The following is an 18,143-nucleotide window of genomic DNA, read 5'->3' on the forward strand; positions in this document are numbered from 1 at the left end:
TGGCACCACACCCAGGACAAGGCAGTATCACCCTGTGGCCGATCTCATCACCGTTGAGGATCCAGAGGACCCCCGCCTCTCCGACTACACGGGCCTGACCGACGTCGAGCTGCGCCGCAAGCGCGAGCCGGCCGAGGGCCTCTTCATCGCCGAGGGCGAGAAAGTCATCAGACGGGCGAAGGACGCGGGCTACGAGATGCGCTCCATGCTGCTCTCGGCCAAGTGGATCGACGTCATGCGCGACGTCATCGACGAGCTGCCGGCCCCCGTGTACGCGGTCAGCCCGGACCTCGCCGAACGGGTCACCGGCTACCACGTGCACCGCGGCGCCCTCGCCTCCATGCAGCGCAAGCCGCTGCCGACGGCGGCCGAACTGCTCCGCTCGGCCCGCCGGGTGGTGGTCATGGAGGCCGTCAACGACCACACCAACATCGGCGCGATCTTCCGTTCGGCCGCCGCGCTCGGCATGGACGCCGTGCTGCTCTCGCCCGACTGCGCCGACCCGCTGTACCGGCGCAGCGTCAAGGTCTCCATGGGCGCCGTGTTCTCGGTGCCGTACGCCCGCCTGGAGACCTGGCCGAAGGGGCTCGAACAAGTCAGGGAGGCCGGCTTCCCGCTGCTCGCCCTCACGCCGGACGACAAGGCCCGCACCCTCGACGAGGCGGCCCTGCACCGCATGGACAGGGTGGCCCTGATGCTGGGCGCCGAGGGCGACGGCCTGTCCACCCAGGCCCTGGTCGCCGCCGACGAATGGGTCCGCATCCCCATGTCCCACGGCGTCGACTCGCTGAACGTGGGCGCGGCGGCGGCGGTCGCCTTCTACGCGGTCGCCACGGGCCGCCCGGAGGCCTGACCCGCCCCGGCGGTCAGGAGGCCCGACCCGCCCCGGCCGTCCGGTCGCCGGACCCGGGCTCTCGCCGTGAAGCCGTCGAACGCCGGCCCTGCCGACAAGTCGTCGGACCGCGGCCCGGCCGTCACCCGTGCCGGAGGGTCGAGTGGTAGCGCTCGGAGGCCGGCAGCGCCTCGTTCGCCGGGGCGAAAGCCGTGGCCGCGTGCTGCTGGTGCCGGCGTACGACGCCGTGCCGGTCGCCGAGGCCGCGGGCCGGGCCCTGGCAGCCCTGGGCCACGGCGATGCCCAGCGCCACCAGTAGCGTCACCACCACGAACACGAACAGCCGCTGCCGCAGCAGGCGCGGATTGGCCGGGCGCCGTCCGGTGCCCGTCGGCCGCGGCGTCGGCCGGCCGCCGGCACCGCGCGGCGCGGGACGGCTGCCGCCGCCGGACCGCGGGCCACCGCCGCGCGGGGCCGGGGCCGGGGTCGGACGCGGTCCGCCCGGCCGCGAGCCGGCGCCACCGGCGCGCGTGGAACCGCCGCTTCGGGGAGTCACCCCGCCCCGGGCGGGCGCGCCGCCGCGCGGTACCGGGGTGCCCGGCGACGTACGCCGCTGGGCGCCGCGCTGCGATTCCGGATAGGTGTCGACGAGCGGGCCCGTGGGCCGGTCCGCCTCGGCAGCGCGCGGCGCGGGCGGCCGTACGTCGGTCAGGCCCTGCGCCTCCCGGGCCGCGATCTCCTTCAGCCGCAGCGACAGCTGCAGCGTGCTGGGCCGGTCCTCGGGATCCTTCGCCAGGCAGGCCCGCACCAGCGGGGCGAGCGCGTCCGGCACTCCGCTCAGCTGGGGCTCCTCGTGCACCACCCGGTACAGCATCACCTCGGAACTGCCGTGGCCGAACGGCGAGTCGCCGGCCGAGGCGTAGGCGAGGGTCGCGCCGAGCGAGAAGACGTCGGTGGCCGGGGTGACGGCGGCGCCGCGCACCTGCTCGGGCGCGAGGAAGCCGGGGGAGCCGACCGCCGTACCGACGTGGGTGAGGGTGGAGGCGCCGGTCGCCCAGGCGATGCCGAAGTCGATGATCCGCGGCCCCTTCGGGGACAGCAGGATGTTGGAGGGCTTCAGGTCCCGGTGCACCACGCCGGCCTCGTGCACGGCGACGAGCCCCTCGGACAGGGCCGCGCCGATCGCCGCCGCGTCGGCCGCCCCGAGCGGCCCCTCGTCGGCGACCTTGTCGTGCAGGGACGGCCCGGGAACGTACTGCGTGGCGAACCACGGGCGGTCGGCCTCCAGATCCGCCGCGACCAGCCGGGCCGTGCACCCGCCCCGGATGCGCCGGGCCGCCGACACCTCACGGGCGAACCGGGAGCGGAACTCCTGGTCCTCCGCGAGATCGGGCCGGATCACCTTCAGCGCGACCCGCTGTCCCTTCTTGTCGGAACCGAGATAGACCACGCCCATCCCGCCCGCGCCGAGCCGTCGGTGAAGCCTGAACGAGCCGACGGCACGCGGGTCCTCGCGCCTCAGGCGCATCATCGCCATGTTCATCCCCGCTGCCCGGTCCCTGTGACGTGGCACAGCTTACGTTTCCCCGGCCGCCTGCGCGCAGAGGCCGCGCCCTCTCACGCGGATGGATTGTGCGTGCCGGGTGCGGGAAGTGAGACGGGGTCAGGAAGCCGTACGGCTCGGTGCCCTTGGGGCGGCGCGTGCGTCAATCCGCCGTAGGGGCAGCGTTGTTGAACGCTCGAACAGTGGCCGGAGCGGCGGTGGGGCGCCTGTTGCGGACCGGCCGTGGGCGGACGCGGGCACATCGGGAGCGCTGGATCACTTCTCACGCGGGACCCCGCTTCCGGACGCCGGACAAGTGATCGAACTCACTCGAAGCGGCGCGAAGTGGCTCACCGCCGGTCCGGACATGGCGGGACACCGCGGGCGCCCCCTCCGGGAAGACCCCGAGACCGGTGACCGGGTCTCCACCCAGGGGAGTAGAGCCCAGGTCACACCTCATCCTCCGGGAGGCCCGTCATTCGGTACGAGGGCATGACGCCCGCCGGACGGCCCCCGCCTAGATTTGAGGTCAAGCGGCGGGTGCAGCACTCGTCCCCCGAGGTCAGGCACCCGCCGCTGCCAGGACAGACCAAGACGGTCAGGAGAGGGACCATGGCCCACACGGCACCGCGACACACCGCGTTCGCTCCGTGCCGGACGGGACGCCGCCACCCCCTGGTGGCGACGCTCATGGCCCTTCCCCTGGCGGCCCTGCTCCTCCTCGTCTTCGACGGCTGGGAGACAGTGGCCACACAGGCGTCGTCCGTGGGTGTGATGCTGGGGCGCTGAGCGGCGACCCCAGGCCCGGAAGAGCGGTCCGGGCGGGGACATCCACCCATGAAACCCCGTGGGGACGGGGGTACGGCGGACGGCACAAATGCCGGCGCAGCTGGGGAGCTGCGCCGGCATTGGCCGTTTCCCCCGGGCCCTCTCGACCCCGGGCCCCGGGGAGGCGGATCGCGCAGTTCCCCGCGCCCCTTGGAGTGCTGCCCGGCCTGCACCGTCCTCGCCTGCGGGCGCGCGGTGGCCGTTCGCGCAGTTCCCCGCGCCCCTGACGGGGCACGTTGCAGCCGCGCGCCGCCCCCACCCAGCTGCGGGCATGAGTGCCGCCAAGGGCGGCACGGGTGGGCGCAGCGGCACCCCGGCAGCGCCGGTGAGCGACCCGACCCCCGGCCCGCACCAGTGCCCGCGCTGTGCAGTTGGCCTCGCGGGAGCGGCCCGTACCAGTGCCCGCGCCGTGCTGTCGGCCTCGCGGAGCGGCCCGCGCCAGTGCCCACGCCGGGGCAGCCGGCCTCGTGGGGCGGCCTGGGCCAGTACGCTCGCCCTACAGTCCACCCCCCGAGGCCCCCGTGACGTCAGACACCTCCGCTCTGCTCCCCGCCCTCGCGGCGCGTGCCGCGCACCCGGAAGGCGGCGCCGGAGTCTGCCGGTGCGGCCCCGCCCAGACCCTCGCCGACCGCCCCGACGCCACAGTCGTCCGGCACGCCGGCACCGTCGCGAAGGCGCACGCCCCGGAGACGGAGGAGGCCGAGCTGGGTCGGCGCCTGGCCACCGCCGCAGCGCTGCCGGACGTCCTCCTCGCCCCCCTCGCGCCGACCGCCACCCCCCTGCACGGCCGCCTGGTGACCCTCTGGCCCTACGGCGCCCCCGTGGACCCGGACGACCCCGACGCCGCCCCCTGGGAAGCCGCCGCCACCCTCCTCGCCCGGCTGCACCGCACGCCCCCGCCCACCGGCCTGCCCCCGATGCGCGGCCCCGCCAAGGCCGCCCGGGCCGTAGCCCGCCTCCGCGCGGCCGCCACCGATGGCGAAGACCCGGGCGCGGCCGCCACCGATGGCGAAGATCGGGCCAGCGCCATGGCCCCCATACTCCGGGCCTGGGCCGCCCTCCCCGCCTGGGCCCGCGCCGAGGCCCCCATGCCCGGCCCCCCGACCCTCTGCCACGGCGACCTCCACCTCGGCCAGCTCGTCCGCCACCCCGCGCCCGACGGCCCCTGGCGGCTGATCGACGTGGACGACCTCGGCGTCGGCGTCCCCGCCTGGGACCTCGCCCGCCCCGCGGCCTGGTTCGCCTGCGGACTTCTCCCGCCCGACGAGTGGACCCGTTTCCTCGCCGCCTACCGGAACGCCGGCGGCCCCGCCGTACCCCCGGACGGCGACCCGTGGCCCGCCCTGGACGTCGCGGCCCGCGCCCTGACCGTACAGACGGCGGCCACCGCCCTCGCCAAGGCGGTCACCGCCCGCCGTCCGCTGGACGAGGTCGAACAGGACGTCGTGGACGCCTGCGCGCGGATGACTTCCGTCCCCGCGCAGTTGACGCACGGATTCCCGAAGTAAGGTGCAACCGACCAGGCGCGGACGGAGTCTGTCCTGGGGAAACACGAAGCAGGACCAACCGGCGAGGAGTTGAGCCGACCATGCAGTGTCCGAAGTGCCATGCGCCGATGCACACCTACAACCGCAGCGGCGTCCAGATCGAGCAGTGCAGCGGCTGTCGCGGCATCTTCCTCGACTACGGCGAACTGGAGTCGCTGACCCAGCTGGAGTCCCAGTGGGCCAAGCCCGCCCCGCCGGCGCCGCCCGCCCCGCAGGCGTACCCGGCCCCGCCCGCGCCCGCCTGGGGCGCTCCGCACGGCGGCGGCCACGGCGGCGGTCACTACGGCGGCCACGGCCACCACCACCGCCACAAGAGCTTCGGCCACATGCTGTTCTCCAGCTGACGGCTGCCAGCTGCCAGCCGACAGCTGGCAGCGAGAGCTGATCCGACGCGAGGAGCCCCCGGCCGTACGAGACGGCCGGGGGCTCCTGTGTGTGTGGACGATACTGGGATTGAACCAGTGACCTCTTCCGTGTCAGGGAAGCGCTCTCCCGCTGAGCTAATCGTCCTCGGGGCCGTGACCACACGGTCACGGGCTGTGCGTGCGCGATACTGGGATTGAACCAGTGACCTCTTCCGTGTCAGGGAAGCGCTCTCCCGCTGAGCTAATCGCGCGGGTGGAAGCCCGAGGGCTTCAGTGGACGATACTGGGATTGAACCAGTGACCTCTTCCGTGTCAGGGAAGCGCTCTCCCGCTGAGCTAATCGTCCTTGGAGGTGGAGACGGGATTTGAACCCGTGTAGACGGCTTTGCAGGCCGTTGCCTCGCCTCTCGGCCACTCCACCAGGAGTGTAGGGGATCGGGAAGACCCCTTCTTCCTTCGAGCGGACGACGAGGCTCGAACTCGCGACCTCAACCTTGGCAAGGTTGCGCTCTACCAACTGAGCTACGTCCGCCTGTCGTTTCGGTCCGCTTGCGCGTCCCGGCGACGTGTTGAACTCTAGCGGATTCCCGGGCCAGCACAAAAACGCGTTTACGCAGCGTGCTGCGCTGCACCCGACGGAGCACCCGGTCACGGCCGGCCGAGGGCGCCGCCATGACCACATGCCGGACACCCGACCTACACTCGACCACGTGCTCGACCTCCCGTCCCGGCCCCTGAGCCTGCCGCCCCTGGCCCGCTTCGGCGACCGCGTCGCCACCGGCCTCCTCGACGTCACCAGCGATCCCGCCGCCCTGGACTCCACCGGCTTCTGGGCCGTCGCCGCCGACTTCGAGGGCGGCCTGACCTGCGCGCGCTTCGCGGACGTACGGAAGCAGCCCGTGCCCGCCCCGGTGCCCGGCGGCTGGCACGGACCGGCGGTCGACGCCTGGACGTCGTCCCTGGACCGGGCCGCGTACACCGCCGGAGTCCACCGCATCCGCGAGCACATCGCGGCCGGCGAGGTCTACCAGGCCAACCTCTGCCGGGTGCTCGCCGCCCCCATCACCCCCGACGCCGACGTGGACGCCCTGACCGCGCTGCTCGCCCGCGGCAACCCGGCGCCGTACGCCGGCACGATCCGGCTGCCCGGACACGGCGTCGAGATCGCCACCGCCTCGCCCGAGCTGTTCCTGCGCAGGGACGGCCGCACCGTCGAGTCCGGCCCCATCAAGGGCACCGGGCGCACCGAGGCGGACCTCCTGGAGAAGGACTACGCGGAGAACGTGATGATCGTGGACCTGGTCCGCAACGACCTCGGGCGGGTCTGCGTCACCGGCAGCGTCGGCGTCCCCGACCTGTGCGCCGTCGAGAAGCACCCGGGCCTGGTCCACCTCGTCTCCACCGTCCGCGGTGAGCTGCGCTCCGGCGCCGGCTGGCCCGCACTCCTCGCCGCCGCCTTCCCGCCCGGCTCGGTCACCGGCGCGCCCAAGTCGAGCGCCCTGCGGATCATCGAAGCCCTGGAACCCGTGCCGCGCGGCCCGTACTGCGGCGGCGTCGGCTGGGTGGACGCCGACCGCGGCACCGGTGAGCTGGCCGTCGGCATCCGCACCTTCTGGATCGACCGCGAGGCCGGTCTGCTCCGCTTCGGCACCGGCGCCGGCATCACCTGGGGATCCGACCCCGAGGGGGAGTGGCGGGAGACCGAACTGAAGGCGTCCCGGCTGCTCGCGGTAGCGTCGGGTGCGTACGACGACGGCGAACAGCGAGGGATGGACCGGTGAAGATCTGGCTGGACGGCGGGCTGCGGGACGTGGAGTCCGCTCGTGTCTCCGTGTTCGACCACGGACTGACCGTGGGCGACGGCATCTTCGAGACGGTGAAGGCGGCCCACGGCAGCCCCTTCGCGCTCACCCGGCACCTCGACCGGCTGACCCGCTCCGCCCGCGGCCTCGGCCTGCCCGACCCGGACCACGACGAGGTCCGGCGTGCCTGTACGGCGGTGCTCGACGCCAACCCGATGCCGCTCGGCCGGCTGCGCATCACCTACACCGGGGGCCACGGCCCGCTCGGCTCCGACCGGGGCGAGCACGGCCCCACCCTGGTCGTCGCCCTCGGCGGGACCACCCGCCGGCCGGACACCACCGCCGTGATCACGGTGCCCTGGACCCGCAACGAGCGGGGCGCCCTCACCGGCCTGAAGACCACCTCGTACGCCGAGAACGTCGTCGCCCTCGCCCGCGCCCACGAGCACGGCGCCTCCGAGGCCCTGTTCGGCAACACCGTCGGGCAGCTCTGCGAGGGCACCGGCTCGAACGTCTTCGTCGTCCTGGACGGCGAGATCCACACCCCGCCGGTCGCCTCCGGCTGCCTGCCCGGCATCACCCGCGCGCTGACCGTCGAGTGGACCGGCGCGAAGGAGACCGACCTGCCGCTGGACGTGCTGGAGCGCGCCGACGAGGTCTTCCTGACCTCCACCCTCCGGGACGTCCAGGCCGTGCACCGGATCGACGACCGGGAACTCCCGGGCGTGCCGGGACCGGTGACGGCGAAGGCGATGCGCGTCTTCGACGAACAGGCAGGGGCGGACCTCGACCCCTGAGGGCCGTCCCCGGGTCCCCGGAGATACCCCTGAGATCGCGGTATCCGGTCGGTCCGGCGGCGCGGGCTGGGTAGAACACCTGTGATGACCACGACCCTGCGGCCGACCGAGCCGCTCCAGCGCGCCGCCGACGGCACCCTGTCGCGGCACTACCAGGTGTGTGTCAACAGCCGTCCCGTGGGCGCGATCCACCTCGGCACGTCCGCGTCGCTCGGCGACTCGGTCGCCCGGATCATCGACCTGCGGATCGACGAACCCGACCGCGGCCGGGGGAGGGCCACCGTGGCCGCGCTCGCCGCCGAGGAAGTGGCCCGCGGCTGGGGCTGCACCCGGATCGGCACCGTGGTGCCGGGGGGCGCGGAACCGGCGCTGCGCCTGGTCCGGGCGCTCGGCTACGTCGTCACCAACCGCGGCATGCGCAAGTCCCTCGGCGCCGTCCCGCCCGCCCTGCCCCCGGGCAGCCGGGCCCGGCCCATGACCCCGGAGGAGTTCGGCGCCTGGCAGGAGTACGAGAGCGAGCACTACGCCCGGACCTGGACGGAACGGGGCCTGCCCGAGGAGGCGGCCCGGGAGAAGGCCCGCCGGGACCACGAGCGGATGCTGCCACGTGGGCTCGCGACCGACGGCATGTGCTTCAGCGTCCTGGAGCACGAGGGGACCAGGGTCGGCCACCTGTGGCTGGCCCTGGACCTGCGGGACGGCGAGGGGTTCGTCTTCGACGTCGAGGCCGACGGCGCCCACCGGGGCCGGGGGCACGGCCGGACGCTGATGCTGCTCGCCGAACGCCAGACCGCGGACGCCGGACTCGGATTCCTCGGGCTCAATGTGTTCGCGGGCAACACCCCGGCCGAGCGGCTCTACGACTCGCTCGGCTACGAGACGACCCAGTACTCCCTGCTGAAGCACCTGGTCTGACCCATGGGCGTGCCGAGGGGCGCCCCGTTCCGGGGGCCGGGCCGCCGAGGGGTGCCCTGGCCGGGGGCCCGGGCCGGGGACGCCCCGGCCGGCTCAGGGCTGTCCGGCGAGCAGCCGGTCGGCGATCTCCTCGACGCGCTCGCGCAGCCCCTCCTGGCTCTTGCCGCCGTCCAGACGTTCGCCGCCGATCACGTACGTCGGCGTGCCGGTGACGCCGATCGCCTTGCCCTCGGCCTGGTCGGCGTCGACGATCAGGATGTGCCGGCCGTCGATCAGCGCGGTGTCGAACTCCTCGGCGTCCAGCCCCAGTTCCCGGGCCACCTCGACCAGCAGGGGTTCCCCCTTACGGTCCAGCTCCTCGACCCGCGCCAGCACCGCCTCCACGTAGGGCCAGCCCTTGCCCTGCTCCAGGGCCTCCTCGGCGGCCTGCGCGGCGGCGAACGCGTGCTTGTGCTTCTCCAGCGGGAAGTGCCGCAGCCGCAGCTCCAGCCGGTCGCCGTACCGGGCGCGCAGGGCGCTGACGTCGGCCAGGGCGCTACGGCAGTCGGGGCACTGGAGTTCGCACCACACGTCGAGGACGACGGGCTCGGTGCCCGCGGGGGAGGAGTCGCTCATGCCCCCAGTCTTCCAGGCCGGACGCGGGCGACCCAATCGGGACGCGAGGACACCGGCGTCGACCGGCGCCCGCTCCGACCGGCACCCGAGGAGGAGGCGACCCGGAGATCTCCCTGATGTCGCGGCGAGGCATGGCATCGCGGGGAACGGACGGTGCAGGATGGAAGGGACGAAGCGCTGCCGGCCCGGCCGCGCACCCGCCCGGACCGCCAGGAGGACCGGATGATTGCCGAGACCGTCTGCTCCGCCGTGTCCGCGGCGGGCCTGGGCATCGCGGTGGTCACGGCCTACCGCAAGCGATTCCTGTCCGCGGCCCGCATCGCGGCGTACGCGCTGGTGCCCGTCGGCCTGGTCATGACCGGGGTCGTCGGCTGGCTCGCCGACACCGCCTTCAGCCCCACCGCCTGGGCGGGCTTCGGTGTGCTGGGCGTGGCCTGGCTGCTGTTCATGACCACCAGGGCGGTCGAGCGCCGGCGGGGCGGGGGCACCCGCGCCGAGCGGAGAGCGGCGGAGCGCGGCGGCTCCGACCCGGTGGCACCCACGGCCTCGGCGCCCTCGCTGGGGCAGGGCAGCCGTCCCGCGGCCCGGCCCGCCCCGTCGCCCCGCGCCGGCGGGTCCGGCGACGACTTCAGCGACATCGAGGCCATCCTCAAGAAGCACGGGATATGACCGGTCCGAGGGCTTGACGCGCGGAAACGACACAGGTGATCCCCCCGTCGGCCGGAACCGTTCACAACCCGAAGCGACACGGACGGCTCGCTGCTGAATTCGACGAACTCCCGCACGTTACGTGCGTGTTGATCGCGCCCGGGGGCCCGGGTGGGTCATCATCACGGCGAGATGCTGGACACGACCGAGAGCGAGGCCGCGCCGCCGAAGGACGAGCCGCGCGGGTGCCTCTTCGCCCTTTCCCAGCCACCGCTGATGATCTTCCTTGCGGTGATCGGGTGTCTGCTCCTCGCGGCCGCGCTGCACGATCTGCTCTGGCTGTGAGACGTACACGTCCGTCCCGGCGCCACCCGCCGGGACCGGCGTCGGCCCGGCCCCGTCAGCCGGCTCAGCCGGCCGCCTCCTTGCGGCGCGCCCGGTAGGCGGCCACGTGCAGCCGGTTCCCGCAGGTCCGGCTGTCGCAGTAGCGGCGGGAACGGTTGCGTGAGAGGTCGACGAAGGCGCGGCGGCAGTCCGGCGCCTCACAGCGCCGCAGCCGCTCCTGCTCCCCGGCGACCACGAAGAACGCGAGCGCCATCCCGCAGTCGGCGGCGAGGTGGTCGGCCACGGAGGCGCCGGGCGCGAAGTAGTGCACGTGCCAGTCGTAGCCGTCGTGGTCCGTGAGGCGGGGAGTGGTACCGGCCGCGGCGACGAGGTCGTTGATCATGCCGGCCGCCGCCAGCGCGTCCGGCGCGGCGAAGATCGAGGCGAAGCGCCCGCGCACCTCGCGCACAGCGGAGAGATCGAACTCGCCGAGCACCCCGACATCGCTGATCTCGTGGTTTCGTACGAAATCCGCGAGGGCCGCGACGTCGGCCAGCCCGTCGGCCGCCGTGTCGTCCTCCGGCACGGTGTTCACCAGATCCACCACAGTGTCGAGTGCGCACCGGGTGTCGTGGGTGATCAGCACGTTTCGCTCCCTGGCCTGAGGTTCGGGCGAACGCCCGCCGATGCAGGCCGATGGTAGCGACACCCCGTCGGCGGCAGGCGCCCCCGTACACCGGGCAGAGGGAGACCGGCACACACCGACGCCGCCCCGTGACCACTCACAGTGACGGCGTCGGTCAATCCCGTATGAGATTGTCCTGGCCCGAGCCGTCTCCCCGAGTGGACGGCGCCGGGCGGCTTCGGGGGGCCGCGGCCTAGCTCTCCGCCAGGATGTGCGAGAGCTCCTGATCAAGATCGAAATGCCGGTGTTCCGTGCCGGGCGGCACGGCCGCGTCCGTTCGCTTCAGGAAGGACTCCAGGGCCCGCGCCGGGGCCTCGAGCAGAGCCTCACCCTCCGGGGAGCTGAGGGCGATGCACACGACGCCCTGACCATGGCTGCGTGAGGGCCAGACGCGGACGTCGCCGGTGCCGGTGGGCCGGTGCAGCCCCTCGGCGAGGAGGTCGCGGGCGAACACCCACTCGACGGTCTCCTCGGCTCCGGTGTGGAAGGTGGCGTGCACGGCGTAGGGGTCGGCCGTGTCGTACCGCAGGCCTGCGGGGACAGGCAGGGAGGACTCGCTCGACACAACGAGGCGCAGGTGCAGCTCGCAGCTGACCGTGGTGTTCATAAGCGCCAGGGCCTTTCGCTCAGTGTGCGCTCGGGGATTCGCACGTCGGCGAAATCGACATGCCACCTACGGTGCCGTTGTAAACCCCTCTGAGGGTTTTGCGTGCGTTTACGTAACTCTTCCGGCCGAGAACTCGTACGTGACCTACGACCATTTCAGTGACTGATTCACTCCGGTAGGGTTTCGCCGTATGAATACGGGGAGTGACGAGCCACGGGAGGTCGCCGTGGCACCGGACAAGGCGGAGGCGGACGGGGAGCGCACTGAGCGGGCGCTCGGGTCCAGGGCGCCGGAATTCATCAAGGCCCGCCGTCTGCTGCACCTGAGCTGGCAGGTGGGCGTCTTCGTGGTCGGCCTCGCGGTCGTGGCGGCCGGCATCGTCATGCTGCCGCTTCCGGGGCCCGGCTGGGTGGTGATCTTCGGCGGCATGGCGATCTGGGCGACCGAGTTCGTCTGGGCGCAGCTCGTGCTCCGCTGGACCAAACGCAAGGTCACCGAGGCGGCCCAGCGGGCTCTCGATCCGAAGGTGCGGCGCCGCAACATCACGTTGACGGCGATCGGCCTGGTGGTCGTGGGGGTGCTCGTGGGGATCTACGTGTGGAAGTTCGGCGTCGTGATGCCTTGGAAGATCAAGGATCAGTGATCCGGCGCGTGGTCGGAGGCACCCCCTGACATGGGGTAATGTTCTTCCTGCACCCGGGCGATTAGCTCAGTGGGAGAGCGCTTCGTTCACACCGAAGAGGTCACTGGTTCGAACCCAGTATCGCCCACCCGGACCGACGGCCCACCTGCGAGAAGGCAGGTGGGCCGTCGTCGTGCGTGCGGGCCGTCGCCGTGCGTGCCCGCACATGGTGACAGATCGTCACTTTCGGCGGATGTCGCGGAGCGGGCCCGGAAGCCACAACCGGACGATCGCGCTCCGAGAACAGGTACGAGAAGTTCCGGAACCCGGGCCGCGGGCGGAAATCCCCGGGGTGTTTTCCAGAACTCCGTCACTTTTCTTCGGAAGTACGACAAGCGAGGAATTCCGTACCCCTCCAAGTGCGGGCACCCGCAAGCAATCTGAGCACTGGTCACTTCCGGAAATCGGGTGAGCGCCGTCGCACGGGCGGCGGCGCTCGCTTTCCAGTGTCGTCCGCACCCGGGCGGCCCACATGAGTACGCGTACTCATGCGCCCCGCTCCACCAGGGCAGACTCAAGTCCATGGACTGGTCCCACCACCGCTTCCACAGCCTGTGGCCCCTGCCCGCCCCGCCCGCCGCCGTCTACGCGGTGCTCCAGCGGCCCGAGGACTACCCCCGCTGGTGGCCCCAGGTGCGGTCGGTGACCCGGCTCGATGACACCACCGCCGTCTTCACCGTCCGGTCCCTCCTGCCGTACGACCTCAGCTTCACCGCACGCGAGACGCGCCGCTCCCCGGCCGCCGGCGTCCTGGAGATCGCCATGTCGGGAGACCTGCACGGCTGGGCCCGCTGGACCCTCACCGCCGGCGGCCCCGGCACCCTCGCCCGCTACGACCAGGTCGTCGACGCCGACAAGCCCCTGCTCAGACGGCTCGCCGTCCCCGGCCGCCCCCTCTTCAGGGCCAACCACCGACTGATGATGCGCTCCGGGCGACGCGGACTACTGCGCCGGCTCGAAGCGGTTTGAACTCCGGGCGCGGGGACCTGTATTGTTCAGTGCGTTCCCGGGCGATTAGCTCAGTGGGAGAGCGCTTCGTTCACACCGAAGAGGTCACTGGTTCGAACCCAGTATCGCCCACCAGGGAAAGCCGGTCTGCACACGCAGACCGGCTTTTTTCATCCCCGTCGTACGTCCGTGGGGGGGCACGTCATGAGTGGTGGGACAGACGGCAGACGGCCGAAGAGTCCGAAGTCGGTACGACGGCGCCGGGGATGGTCACTGATCATCATCCTCGCCGTCCTGGCGGTGTGCGCCTCGGTCGCCGCCATCGCCCAGGCCCTGGCGAACAAGGAACGGGTCGACGCGATGTGGGTCGGCGCCGAGATCCGGGCCGACGGCAGCGCCCGGATCACCGAGGTCATCGACTACGACTTCGGGCACTCGGGAGACTCGCACGGCATCTACCGCGACGTGCCGGACGCCGACTTCGACGACGAACAGGTCCGCGCGACCATGGACGGCCACAAGGTCCCCTTCGAGAGCATGATCGGCGACTCCTACCGCGACGTGAACGGCAGGCAGAGCTACGCCGAGCGCCTCCGGGTGGGCGACCCCCGGCACACAGTCAGCGGCGTGCACCGCTACCGCGTCCAGTACACGCTCCCGGAGGTGGTGAAGGGCGGCAAGCTCGCCTGGGACGCGGTCGGCACCGGCTGGAAGGTGGACCGGGCACACGTGGAGGTCCACGTCGTGGACGACCACGCGTTCACCGGCCTCCGCTGCGCGCACGGCACATGGGACGCCGGCAAACCCTGCGCCGTCCGGCAGAGCGAGCCCGGCCACCTGGTCGTCCGGCTGGACCGGCTCCAGGGGCACGAGGGCCTCACCCTGTACGCCACCGCCGCGAAGGCGAAGACCGCCGCCCCGGCCGCGCTGCCGTCGCCGCCGGACGGCGCGGCGCTCGGCACGACCCTGCCGCACCCGATGCGCAACGGCGGCCTCTGTCTCGCCGTCGCCGTGGCCTGCGCGGCACTGACCGTCTGCGGCCTCCGGTTCGCCGGTCGCGACAGCGTCCGCGGGGACGCCCGCCGGGAGCGGCGCGTCGAGATCGAGCGGCTCGCCCGCTCGGTCACCCCGTCCGCCACACCGCCTGACGACCTGACACCGGTCCAGGGCGGCCTGCTGCGCCTCGAACGGGTCGCGGACGAACACAAGGTGGCCTGGCTGCTCACCGCCGCGGCCGACGGCCATATCTCCATCGCGGGGAACGAGCAGCGCCCCATCCTCCACAGGCGTGACGAGTCCGAGGACCGCCGGGCGGACCGCGAGACCCGCGACGTACTGGACAAGATGTTCGGCGGCCGCGACAGCCTGGTCCTCGGAACGCGCGACCACTGGTTCCGGGAGAGCTGGAGCGACCTCGAGTGGAAACTCCAGAACTGGATCAACACGAGCGACCTCTGGGACGGGGCCGCCGCCCGGCGCGGCGAGAAGTCCGGGATGGCCGGACTCGGCGGGGCGCTGCTCGGTCTGGTCCTCGCGATCACCGGCGGCATCCTGAACGGCCGGCGCCTCGGGGCCGGGCCGCCCCTCCTCCTCGCCGGCGCCGTCGCCGCCGGCATCGGCGCCGCCCTGCTGGTCCGCGGGTGGGAGCTGGGCAGGCGCACGCCCCGCGGCACAGAGAGCTGGCTCCGGGTCGAGGCCTTCCGGCGCTACCTGCTCGACCCCGCCGCCTGCTCCGGTGAACCGCTCGACGAGGAACGGCTGCAGCGGTACACGGCCTGGGCGGTGGCCCTCGGCGTCCAGGCCGCGTGGGAGGAGGCAGCCGCCGCTTCCTCGTCATCGGCGCCGAGGCCGCCGCTGCGCTCCTCCCCCGACCTCGGCGACGTCCTGCTGGCCGCCACCGTCCTGTCCAGCGCCTCATCGCCCTCCAGTTCGGGTGGCTCCAGCAGCGGCGGTGGCGGCGGTTCGTCGAGCGGCGGAGTCGGCGGCGGCGCGGGAGGCGGAGGCGGCGGCTCCTGGTGACCCCGGCGGACCCGCCCGCAACGCCTCCATGGCGTGTCTGACCGCAGCGGCACCCGACGCGTCGTCACCGCCCGGCGCGTGTGACCGCGGCCGAATCGCCCGCATCGCCCCGCGGCGCGTGTGACCGCGACCGGCCCGCCGCATCGCCCCGCGGCGTGTGACCGCGACCGGCCCGCCGCATCGCCCTGCGGCGTGTGACCGCGACCGGCCCGCCCGCATCGCCCCCGCGGCGCATGTGACCCCGCCGGGCCCGGCCGTATCGCCTCGCCGCCCGTCACGCCGCCGCGGGCAGGTCCGGGCGTAGTGGCCAGTCCGTGCAGACCGTCTCCTCCGTGCCCGTGCGGGCGAACCAGGCCTGCAGGCCACGCGCCTGTGCCGCGTGCCACGTCGTCTGCAGCGTGTGCAGCTCGGCGGGGGAGAGGCGCTCCAGGCGGGCGGCGAAACAGCGGCCCAGGGCCCGTACGACGTCCAGCGCGGCCAGCGCGTCGGCCGCCGCGTCATGTGCGCCCTCCAGCGTCACCTCGTAGTGCGCGCACAGGTCCGTCAGTGTGCGCCGGCCCTTGCGGTAGCGGTCCAGGTGCTTGTCCAGGACGCGCGGGTCCAGCACCCGCAGCGGAGTCGCCTCGAACCAGCGGTCCAGCGAGGACGCCCGGTGCCGGCGCAACTCCCGGTCCAGGAGCGTCAGATCGAAGGGCGCGTTCATCACCACCAGCGGCCGGCCCATCGCCGCGTGCTCCGCCAGCTGCTCGGCTATCTCGTACACCACGGGCGCCGGCCAGCGCCCGTGGTGCTGCAGGTGTTCGTCCGTCAGCCCGTGCACCGCCGTCGCCGCCGCGGGCACCGGCACACCCGGGTTCACCAGCCAGCGCGTCACCCGCGGCCGGGTGCCCGGCGCGTCCTGGACGACGACGGCGGCCGACACGATCCGGTCGGTCTCGACGTCCACGCCCGTCGTCTCCGTGTCGAAGGCGGCCAGCGGCCCCTCGTACCAGCACGTCGTCATACCGGCCCAACTCCTCGCTCACCCCTGGCGGGTGACGTCCCGTCTTCTCCCAGTTCGGTGATACCCGGGCTGTTTGCGCGGTACGCCGGAAGGACACAACAGGAGTACGGGTCTTTGCAGTTCAGCGGCCCGCAGCGGGGAAACATTTGGCACGGAAGGCTGTTGGTCATGGCCATTGCGCAGCCCGAGCGGGGCGGGCTGCTGCCCGAACGCGCGGGCCCCCTTCGCGGCACACTCGCCACGACCGCGTGCATGGAGACACTGCAGGTCGGCTATCTGCACGCGGTCGCCGCCGCGGCCGGCTGCTCGCTGTCCCAGCCCTTCCCGGACAACGGCATCGACTGGCACGTCAGCCACAGCGCGCCCGGCCACACCGTCGACGACGAGGTCACCATCAAGGTGCAGCTGAAATGCACCTACCAGATCGCGCCGAACCCCCCGGGCCGCTCCTTCTCCTTCACGCTGGACAACGACCACCTGCGCAAACTGGCCCGCACCCCGGTCTCCGTGCACAAGATCCTGGTCGTCATGATCGTCCCGCGCGCCCAGGACGACTGGCTGCGCGCCGGCCACGACCGGCTCGACCTGAGGCACTGCTGCTACTGGGTCAACCTCGCCGGTCACCCCCTCACCGGCCGGACCCGTACCACCGTGCGGATACCGACCTCGCGCATCTTCGACGACCGGGCGCTCTGCGAGATCATGACGCGCGTCGGAACGGGAGGCAGGCCATGAGAAGCCGTCCGTACGAGGAGCTCCCGCGGCAGGTCCGCCCGCACCCCGACGACCTCGCCCGGCACCAGCCCCCCGACCCCGCCGAGGTCGACCCCGCCGTCCTCGGCGCCCTCCTGCACCGGCACGGCTGGCAGCGGCGCGGCGGAGCGCCGGGCCGCTACGGCCGCTGGACCCCGCCCGGCCCGGGCGGCGCCGGCACCAGCCTGCTCGTCCCCGAGAGCCGCGCCTTCCCCGACAGCGACGACCTGCTCGGTGAGGCCCTGCTCGCCCTCACCCGCAGCGACACCCCGGCCGCCCGCGAGGTGCTGATCTCCCTCGCCGTCCCCAGCGACGAGATCCACTGGTGGCGGGACACCCCCGGCCGCACCGCCGGGGCCACGCCCTGGACGGCCGACGCCCACCTGCGCACCGCCGCCCGGCAACTCCTCCTCGCCGCCGCCCTCGCCACCCGCGCCCGCACCGGCTACCACGGCGCCCGGCACCGGCGTACGGCCACCGCCCTGCTCGACGACGTCCTCGTCGGCCCGGCCGCCGACGACCGCCGGCTCACCGCCTACGTGCCCGTCGGCACCGGCCGCCCGCTCGCCGTCCGCCTCCACCAGGCCCTGTGCGCCGCCCGCGAGGCCATCGACTACCAGCGGGCCACCGCCTCCATGGACGCCTTCGACAGCGCCGTGGAAGCAGGCGTCAGCCGCGAACTGGCCGAGGCGCTCACCACCCTCGTCCAGGGCACCGAAGGTGCCCGCGTCGCCGTCGCCTGGGCGCCCGCGGCCGGCGTCCCGGAGGGCTGCGCCGCCTCCGCCGAACCCGTCGAGTTCTCACCCGGCGACCTGCCCGTGCTGCGCGCGGCCGGCGTCCGCTACCTGCGCGAGGAGCCGTCCGTGCCCGTCCGGATCACCGGCACGGTCGTCCGCATGCGCCGCTCCGGACCGCGCGGCGAGGGCACCGTACGGCTCCGGGTCCTCACGGGCGCCGAGGTCCCGCACATCCGCGTCACCCTCGGCGAGGAGGACTACCGCGTCGCCGGCCACGCCCACCTCGTCGGCCTCCCCGTGCGCGTGCACGGCCGGCTGGAGAGCCGGGGCGGCTTCCGCCGGCTCACCGGCGCCTCCGGGGTCGTCCCCGTACAGGTCGACGACGCCGAACGGGACCGGCTGATGAAGTCCCTGTACGAGAACCTCGACTACATCGAGGAGGCGTGCGCGGGCGAGGACTGAGGGTAACCGTTTAGCGGTCGGGCGGGCCGGG

The 18,143-nt window shown here is 73.3% G+C and carries 19 protein-coding genes and 7 tRNA genes; 16 read left to right on the forward strand and 10 right to left on the reverse strand.

Going from position 1 to position 18,143, the window contains the following annotated elements; translation table 11 throughout:
• Positions 1-34 precede the first annotated feature (34 nt).
• On the forward strand, positions 35-853 hold the full coding sequence (locus DBP14_RS29330) for an RNA methyltransferase (protein ID WP_129310181.1): 819 nt from the start codon (positions 35-37) through the stop codon (positions 851-853).
• A gap of 121 nt (positions 854-974) precedes the next feature.
• Here the strand turns inward: DBP14_RS29330 and DBP14_RS29335 are convergent, their stop codons facing one another.
• A complete protein-coding gene (locus tag DBP14_RS29335; RefSeq protein WP_164992429.1) occupies positions 975-2,375 on the reverse strand; it encodes a serine/threonine-protein kinase in 1,401 nt (466 codons plus the stop codon).
• 612 nt (positions 2,376-2,987) lie between these two features.
• On the opposite strand from DBP14_RS29335, the gene DBP14_RS36250 reads away from it, so the two are divergent.
• The 3 genes from DBP14_RS36250 to DBP14_RS29345 all read left to right on the forward strand — a co-directional run bounded on the left by DBP14_RS36250 (position 2,988) and on the right by DBP14_RS29345 (position 5,094).
• Positions 2,988-3,164, forward strand: a complete 177-nt coding sequence (locus DBP14_RS36250; protein ID WP_164992430.1) for a hypothetical protein — start codon at positions 2,988-2,990, stop codon at positions 3,162-3,164.
• A gap of 560 nt (positions 3,165-3,724) precedes the next feature.
• Positions 3,725-4,711 carry an aminoglycoside phosphotransferase family protein gene (locus tag DBP14_RS29340; RefSeq protein WP_129310184.1) on the forward strand — a complete coding sequence of 329 codons (987 nt, stop codon included), beginning with the start codon at positions 3,725-3,727 and terminating at the stop codon, positions 4,709-4,711.
• Between the two features lie 80 nt (positions 4,712-4,791).
• Positions 4,792-5,094, forward strand: a complete 303-nt coding sequence (locus tag DBP14_RS29345; protein ID WP_129310186.1) for a zf-TFIIB domain-containing protein — start codon at positions 4,792-4,794, stop codon at positions 5,092-5,094.
• A gap of 94 nt (positions 5,095-5,188) precedes the next feature.
• On the opposite strand, the gene DBP14_RS29350 is transcribed toward DBP14_RS29345, so the two are convergent.
• The 5 genes from DBP14_RS29350 to DBP14_RS29370 form a co-directional block, all read right to left on the reverse strand.
• Positions 5,189-5,260, reverse strand: a tRNA-Val gene (locus DBP14_RS29350).
• A 34-nt stretch (positions 5,261-5,294) separates the two neighbouring features.
• A tRNA-Val gene (locus DBP14_RS29355) sits at positions 5,295-5,366 on the reverse strand.
• A 23-nt stretch (positions 5,367-5,389) separates the two neighbouring features.
• Positions 5,390-5,461, reverse strand: a tRNA-Val gene (locus DBP14_RS29360).
• Position 5,462: 1 nt separating this feature from the next.
• A tRNA-Cys gene (locus tag DBP14_RS29365) sits at positions 5,463-5,536 on the reverse strand.
• Positions 5,537-5,574: 38 nt separating this feature from the next.
• Positions 5,575-5,647 (reverse strand) — tRNA-Gly (locus DBP14_RS29370).
• A 178-nt stretch (positions 5,648-5,825) separates the two neighbouring features.
• On the opposite strand from DBP14_RS29370, the gene DBP14_RS29375 reads away from it, so the two are divergent.
• The 3 genes from DBP14_RS29375 (at position 5,826) to DBP14_RS29385 (ending at position 8,629) form a co-directional block, all read left to right on the forward strand.
• Positions 5,826-6,896 (forward strand): chorismate-binding protein, encoded by a 1,071-nt coding sequence (locus DBP14_RS29375; RefSeq protein WP_241741065.1) that lies wholly within the window; start codon positions 5,826-5,828, stop codon positions 6,894-6,896.
• Complete coding sequence (locus DBP14_RS29380) at positions 6,893-7,714, forward strand: aminodeoxychorismate lyase (RefSeq protein WP_129310190.1); 822 nt, start codon at positions 6,893-6,895, stop codon at positions 7,712-7,714. Before DBP14_RS29375 ends, DBP14_RS29380 begins: the two co-directional genes overlap by 4 nt.
• Before the next feature lie 84 nt (positions 7,715-7,798).
• Entirely contained in the window at positions 7,799-8,629 is an 831-nt protein-coding gene (locus DBP14_RS29385; protein ID WP_129310192.1) for a GNAT family N-acetyltransferase, read from the forward strand.
• Between the two features lie 93 nt (positions 8,630-8,722).
• Here DBP14_RS29385 and DBP14_RS29390 read toward each other — a convergent pair whose 3' ends face one another.
• Positions 8,723-9,244: a DsbA family protein gene (locus DBP14_RS29390; RefSeq protein ID WP_164992431.1), complete on the reverse strand. Its 522-nt coding sequence runs from the start codon at positions 9,242-9,244 to the stop codon at positions 8,723-8,725.
• Positions 9,245-9,466: 222 nt separating this feature from the next.
• On the opposite strand from DBP14_RS29390, the gene DBP14_RS29395 reads away from it, so the two are divergent.
• Positions 9,467-9,913 (forward strand): hypothetical protein, encoded by a 447-nt coding sequence (locus DBP14_RS29395; RefSeq protein ID WP_129312149.1) that lies wholly within the window; start codon positions 9,467-9,469, stop codon positions 9,911-9,913.
• Between the two features lie 171 nt (positions 9,914-10,084).
• Positions 10,085-10,237, forward strand: coding sequence for a hypothetical protein (locus DBP14_RS36255; protein WP_164992432.1), 153 nt, complete (start codon positions 10,085-10,087; stop codon positions 10,235-10,237).
• Between the two features lie 64 nt (positions 10,238-10,301).
• Here DBP14_RS36255 and DBP14_RS29400 read toward each other — a convergent pair whose 3' ends face one another.
• Together DBP14_RS29400 and DBP14_RS29405 are read right to left on the reverse strand one after the other, a co-directional pair.
• Positions 10,302-10,862 carry a CGNR zinc finger domain-containing protein gene (locus DBP14_RS29400; protein ID WP_129310196.1) on the reverse strand — a complete coding sequence of 187 codons (561 nt, stop codon included), beginning with the start codon at positions 10,860-10,862 and terminating at the stop codon, positions 10,302-10,304.
• Positions 10,863-11,094: 232 nt separating this feature from the next.
• Positions 11,095-11,508, reverse strand: a complete 414-nt coding sequence (locus DBP14_RS29405; RefSeq protein ID WP_004002642.1) for an SsgA family sporulation/cell division regulator — start codon at positions 11,506-11,508, stop codon at positions 11,095-11,097.
• 190 nt (positions 11,509-11,698) lie between these two features.
• Between DBP14_RS29405 and DBP14_RS29410 the strand changes: the two genes are divergently transcribed.
• The 5 genes from DBP14_RS29410 (at position 11,699) to DBP14_RS29430 (ending at position 15,157) form a co-directional block, all read left to right on the forward strand.
• A complete protein-coding gene (locus DBP14_RS29410; RefSeq protein WP_129310198.1) occupies positions 11,699-12,151 on the forward strand; it encodes a TIGR02611 family protein in 453 nt (150 codons plus the stop codon).
• Between the two features lie 55 nt (positions 12,152-12,206).
• A tRNA-Val gene (locus DBP14_RS29415) sits at positions 12,207-12,278 on the forward strand.
• 434 nt (positions 12,279-12,712) lie between these two features.
• The gene (locus DBP14_RS29420) at positions 12,713-13,159 is read left to right on the forward strand and encodes an SRPBCC family protein (protein WP_129310200.1); all 447 of its coding nucleotides are present in this window, start codon (positions 12,713-12,715) and stop codon (positions 13,157-13,159) included.
• Between the two features lie 39 nt (positions 13,160-13,198).
• Positions 13,199-13,273 (forward strand) — tRNA-Val (locus tag DBP14_RS29425).
• Between the two features lie 69 nt (positions 13,274-13,342).
• Positions 13,343-15,157 carry a DUF2207 domain-containing protein gene (locus DBP14_RS29430; RefSeq protein WP_129310202.1) on the forward strand — a complete coding sequence of 605 codons (1,815 nt, stop codon included), beginning with the start codon at positions 13,343-13,345 and terminating at the stop codon, positions 15,155-15,157.
• Between the two features lie 274 nt (positions 15,158-15,431).
• Here the strand turns inward: DBP14_RS29430 and DBP14_RS29435 are convergent, their stop codons facing one another.
• Positions 15,432-16,160: a 3'-5' exonuclease gene (locus DBP14_RS29435; protein ID WP_129310203.1), complete on the reverse strand. Its 729-nt coding sequence runs from the start codon at positions 16,158-16,160 to the stop codon at positions 15,432-15,434.
• A gap of 168 nt (positions 16,161-16,328) precedes the next feature.
• Here DBP14_RS29435 and DBP14_RS29440 point away from each other — a divergent pair, with 168 nt between their 5' ends.
• Both DBP14_RS29440 and DBP14_RS29445 read left to right on the forward strand, forming a co-directional pair.
• A complete protein-coding gene (locus tag DBP14_RS29440; protein WP_129310205.1) occupies positions 16,329-16,895 on the forward strand; it encodes a DUF4365 domain-containing protein in 567 nt (188 codons plus the stop codon).
• Complete coding sequence (locus DBP14_RS29445) at positions 16,892-18,112, forward strand: hypothetical protein (RefSeq protein ID WP_129310207.1); 1,221 nt, start codon at positions 16,892-16,894, stop codon at positions 18,110-18,112. Before DBP14_RS29440 ends, DBP14_RS29445 begins: the two co-directional genes overlap by 4 nt.
• Positions 18,113-18,143: the final 31 nt, after the last annotated feature.

This window comes from Streptomyces sp. L2 (genome assembly GCF_004124325.1).
Lineage (GTDB): Bacteria > Actinomycetota > Actinomycetes > Streptomycetales > Streptomycetaceae > Streptomyces.

What these genes read in the sequence shown, in the direction of transcription:
- DBP14_RS29385 (WP_129310192.1), top strand. Translation starts at nt 7,799, where the DNA reads ATGACCACGACCCTGCGGCCGACCGAGCCGCTCCAGCGCGCCGCCGAC.
- DBP14_RS29395 (WP_129312149.1), top strand. Translation starts at nt 9,467, where the DNA reads ATGATTGCCGAGACCGTCTGCTCCGCCGTGTCCGCGGCGGGCCTGGGC.
- DBP14_RS29410 (WP_129310198.1), top strand. Translation starts at nt 11,699, where the DNA reads ATGAATACGGGGAGTGACGAGCCACGGGAGGTCGCCGTGGCACCGGAC.
- DBP14_RS29345 (WP_129310186.1), top strand. Translation starts at nt 4,792, where the DNA reads ATGCAGTGTCCGAAGTGCCATGCGCCGATGCACACCTACAACCGCAGC.
- DBP14_RS29390 (WP_164992431.1), bottom strand. Translation starts at nt 9,244, where the DNA reads ATGAGCGACTCCTCCCCCGCGGGCACCGAGCCCGTCGTCCTCGACGTG.
- DBP14_RS29440 (WP_129310205.1), top strand. Translation starts at nt 16,329, where the DNA reads ATGGCCATTGCGCAGCCCGAGCGGGGCGGGCTGCTGCCCGAACGCGCG.
- DBP14_RS29405 (WP_004002642.1), bottom strand. Translation starts at nt 11,508, where the DNA reads ATGAACACCACGGTCAGCTGCGAGCTGCACCTGCGCCTCGTTGTGTCG.
- DBP14_RS29435 (WP_129310203.1), bottom strand. Translation starts at nt 16,160, where the DNA reads ATGACGACGTGCTGGTACGAGGGGCCGCTGGCCGCCTTCGACACGGAG.
- DBP14_RS29335 (WP_164992429.1), bottom strand. Translation starts at nt 2,375, where the DNA reads ATGAACATGGCGATGATGCGCCTGAGGCGCGAGGACCCGCGTGCCGTC.
- DBP14_RS29430 (WP_129310202.1), top strand. Translation starts at nt 13,343, where the DNA reads ATGAGTGGTGGGACAGACGGCAGACGGCCGAAGAGTCCGAAGTCGGTA.
- DBP14_RS29420 (WP_129310200.1), top strand. Translation starts at nt 12,713, where the DNA reads ATGGACTGGTCCCACCACCGCTTCCACAGCCTGTGGCCCCTGCCCGCC.
- DBP14_RS36255 (WP_164992432.1), top strand. Translation starts at nt 10,085, where the DNA reads ATGCTGGACACGACCGAGAGCGAGGCCGCGCCGCCGAAGGACGAGCCG.
- DBP14_RS36250 (WP_164992430.1), top strand. Translation starts at nt 2,988, where the DNA reads ATGGCCCACACGGCACCGCGACACACCGCGTTCGCTCCGTGCCGGACG.
- DBP14_RS29445 (WP_129310207.1), top strand. Translation starts at nt 16,892, where the DNA reads ATGAGAAGCCGTCCGTACGAGGAGCTCCCGCGGCAGGTCCGCCCGCAC.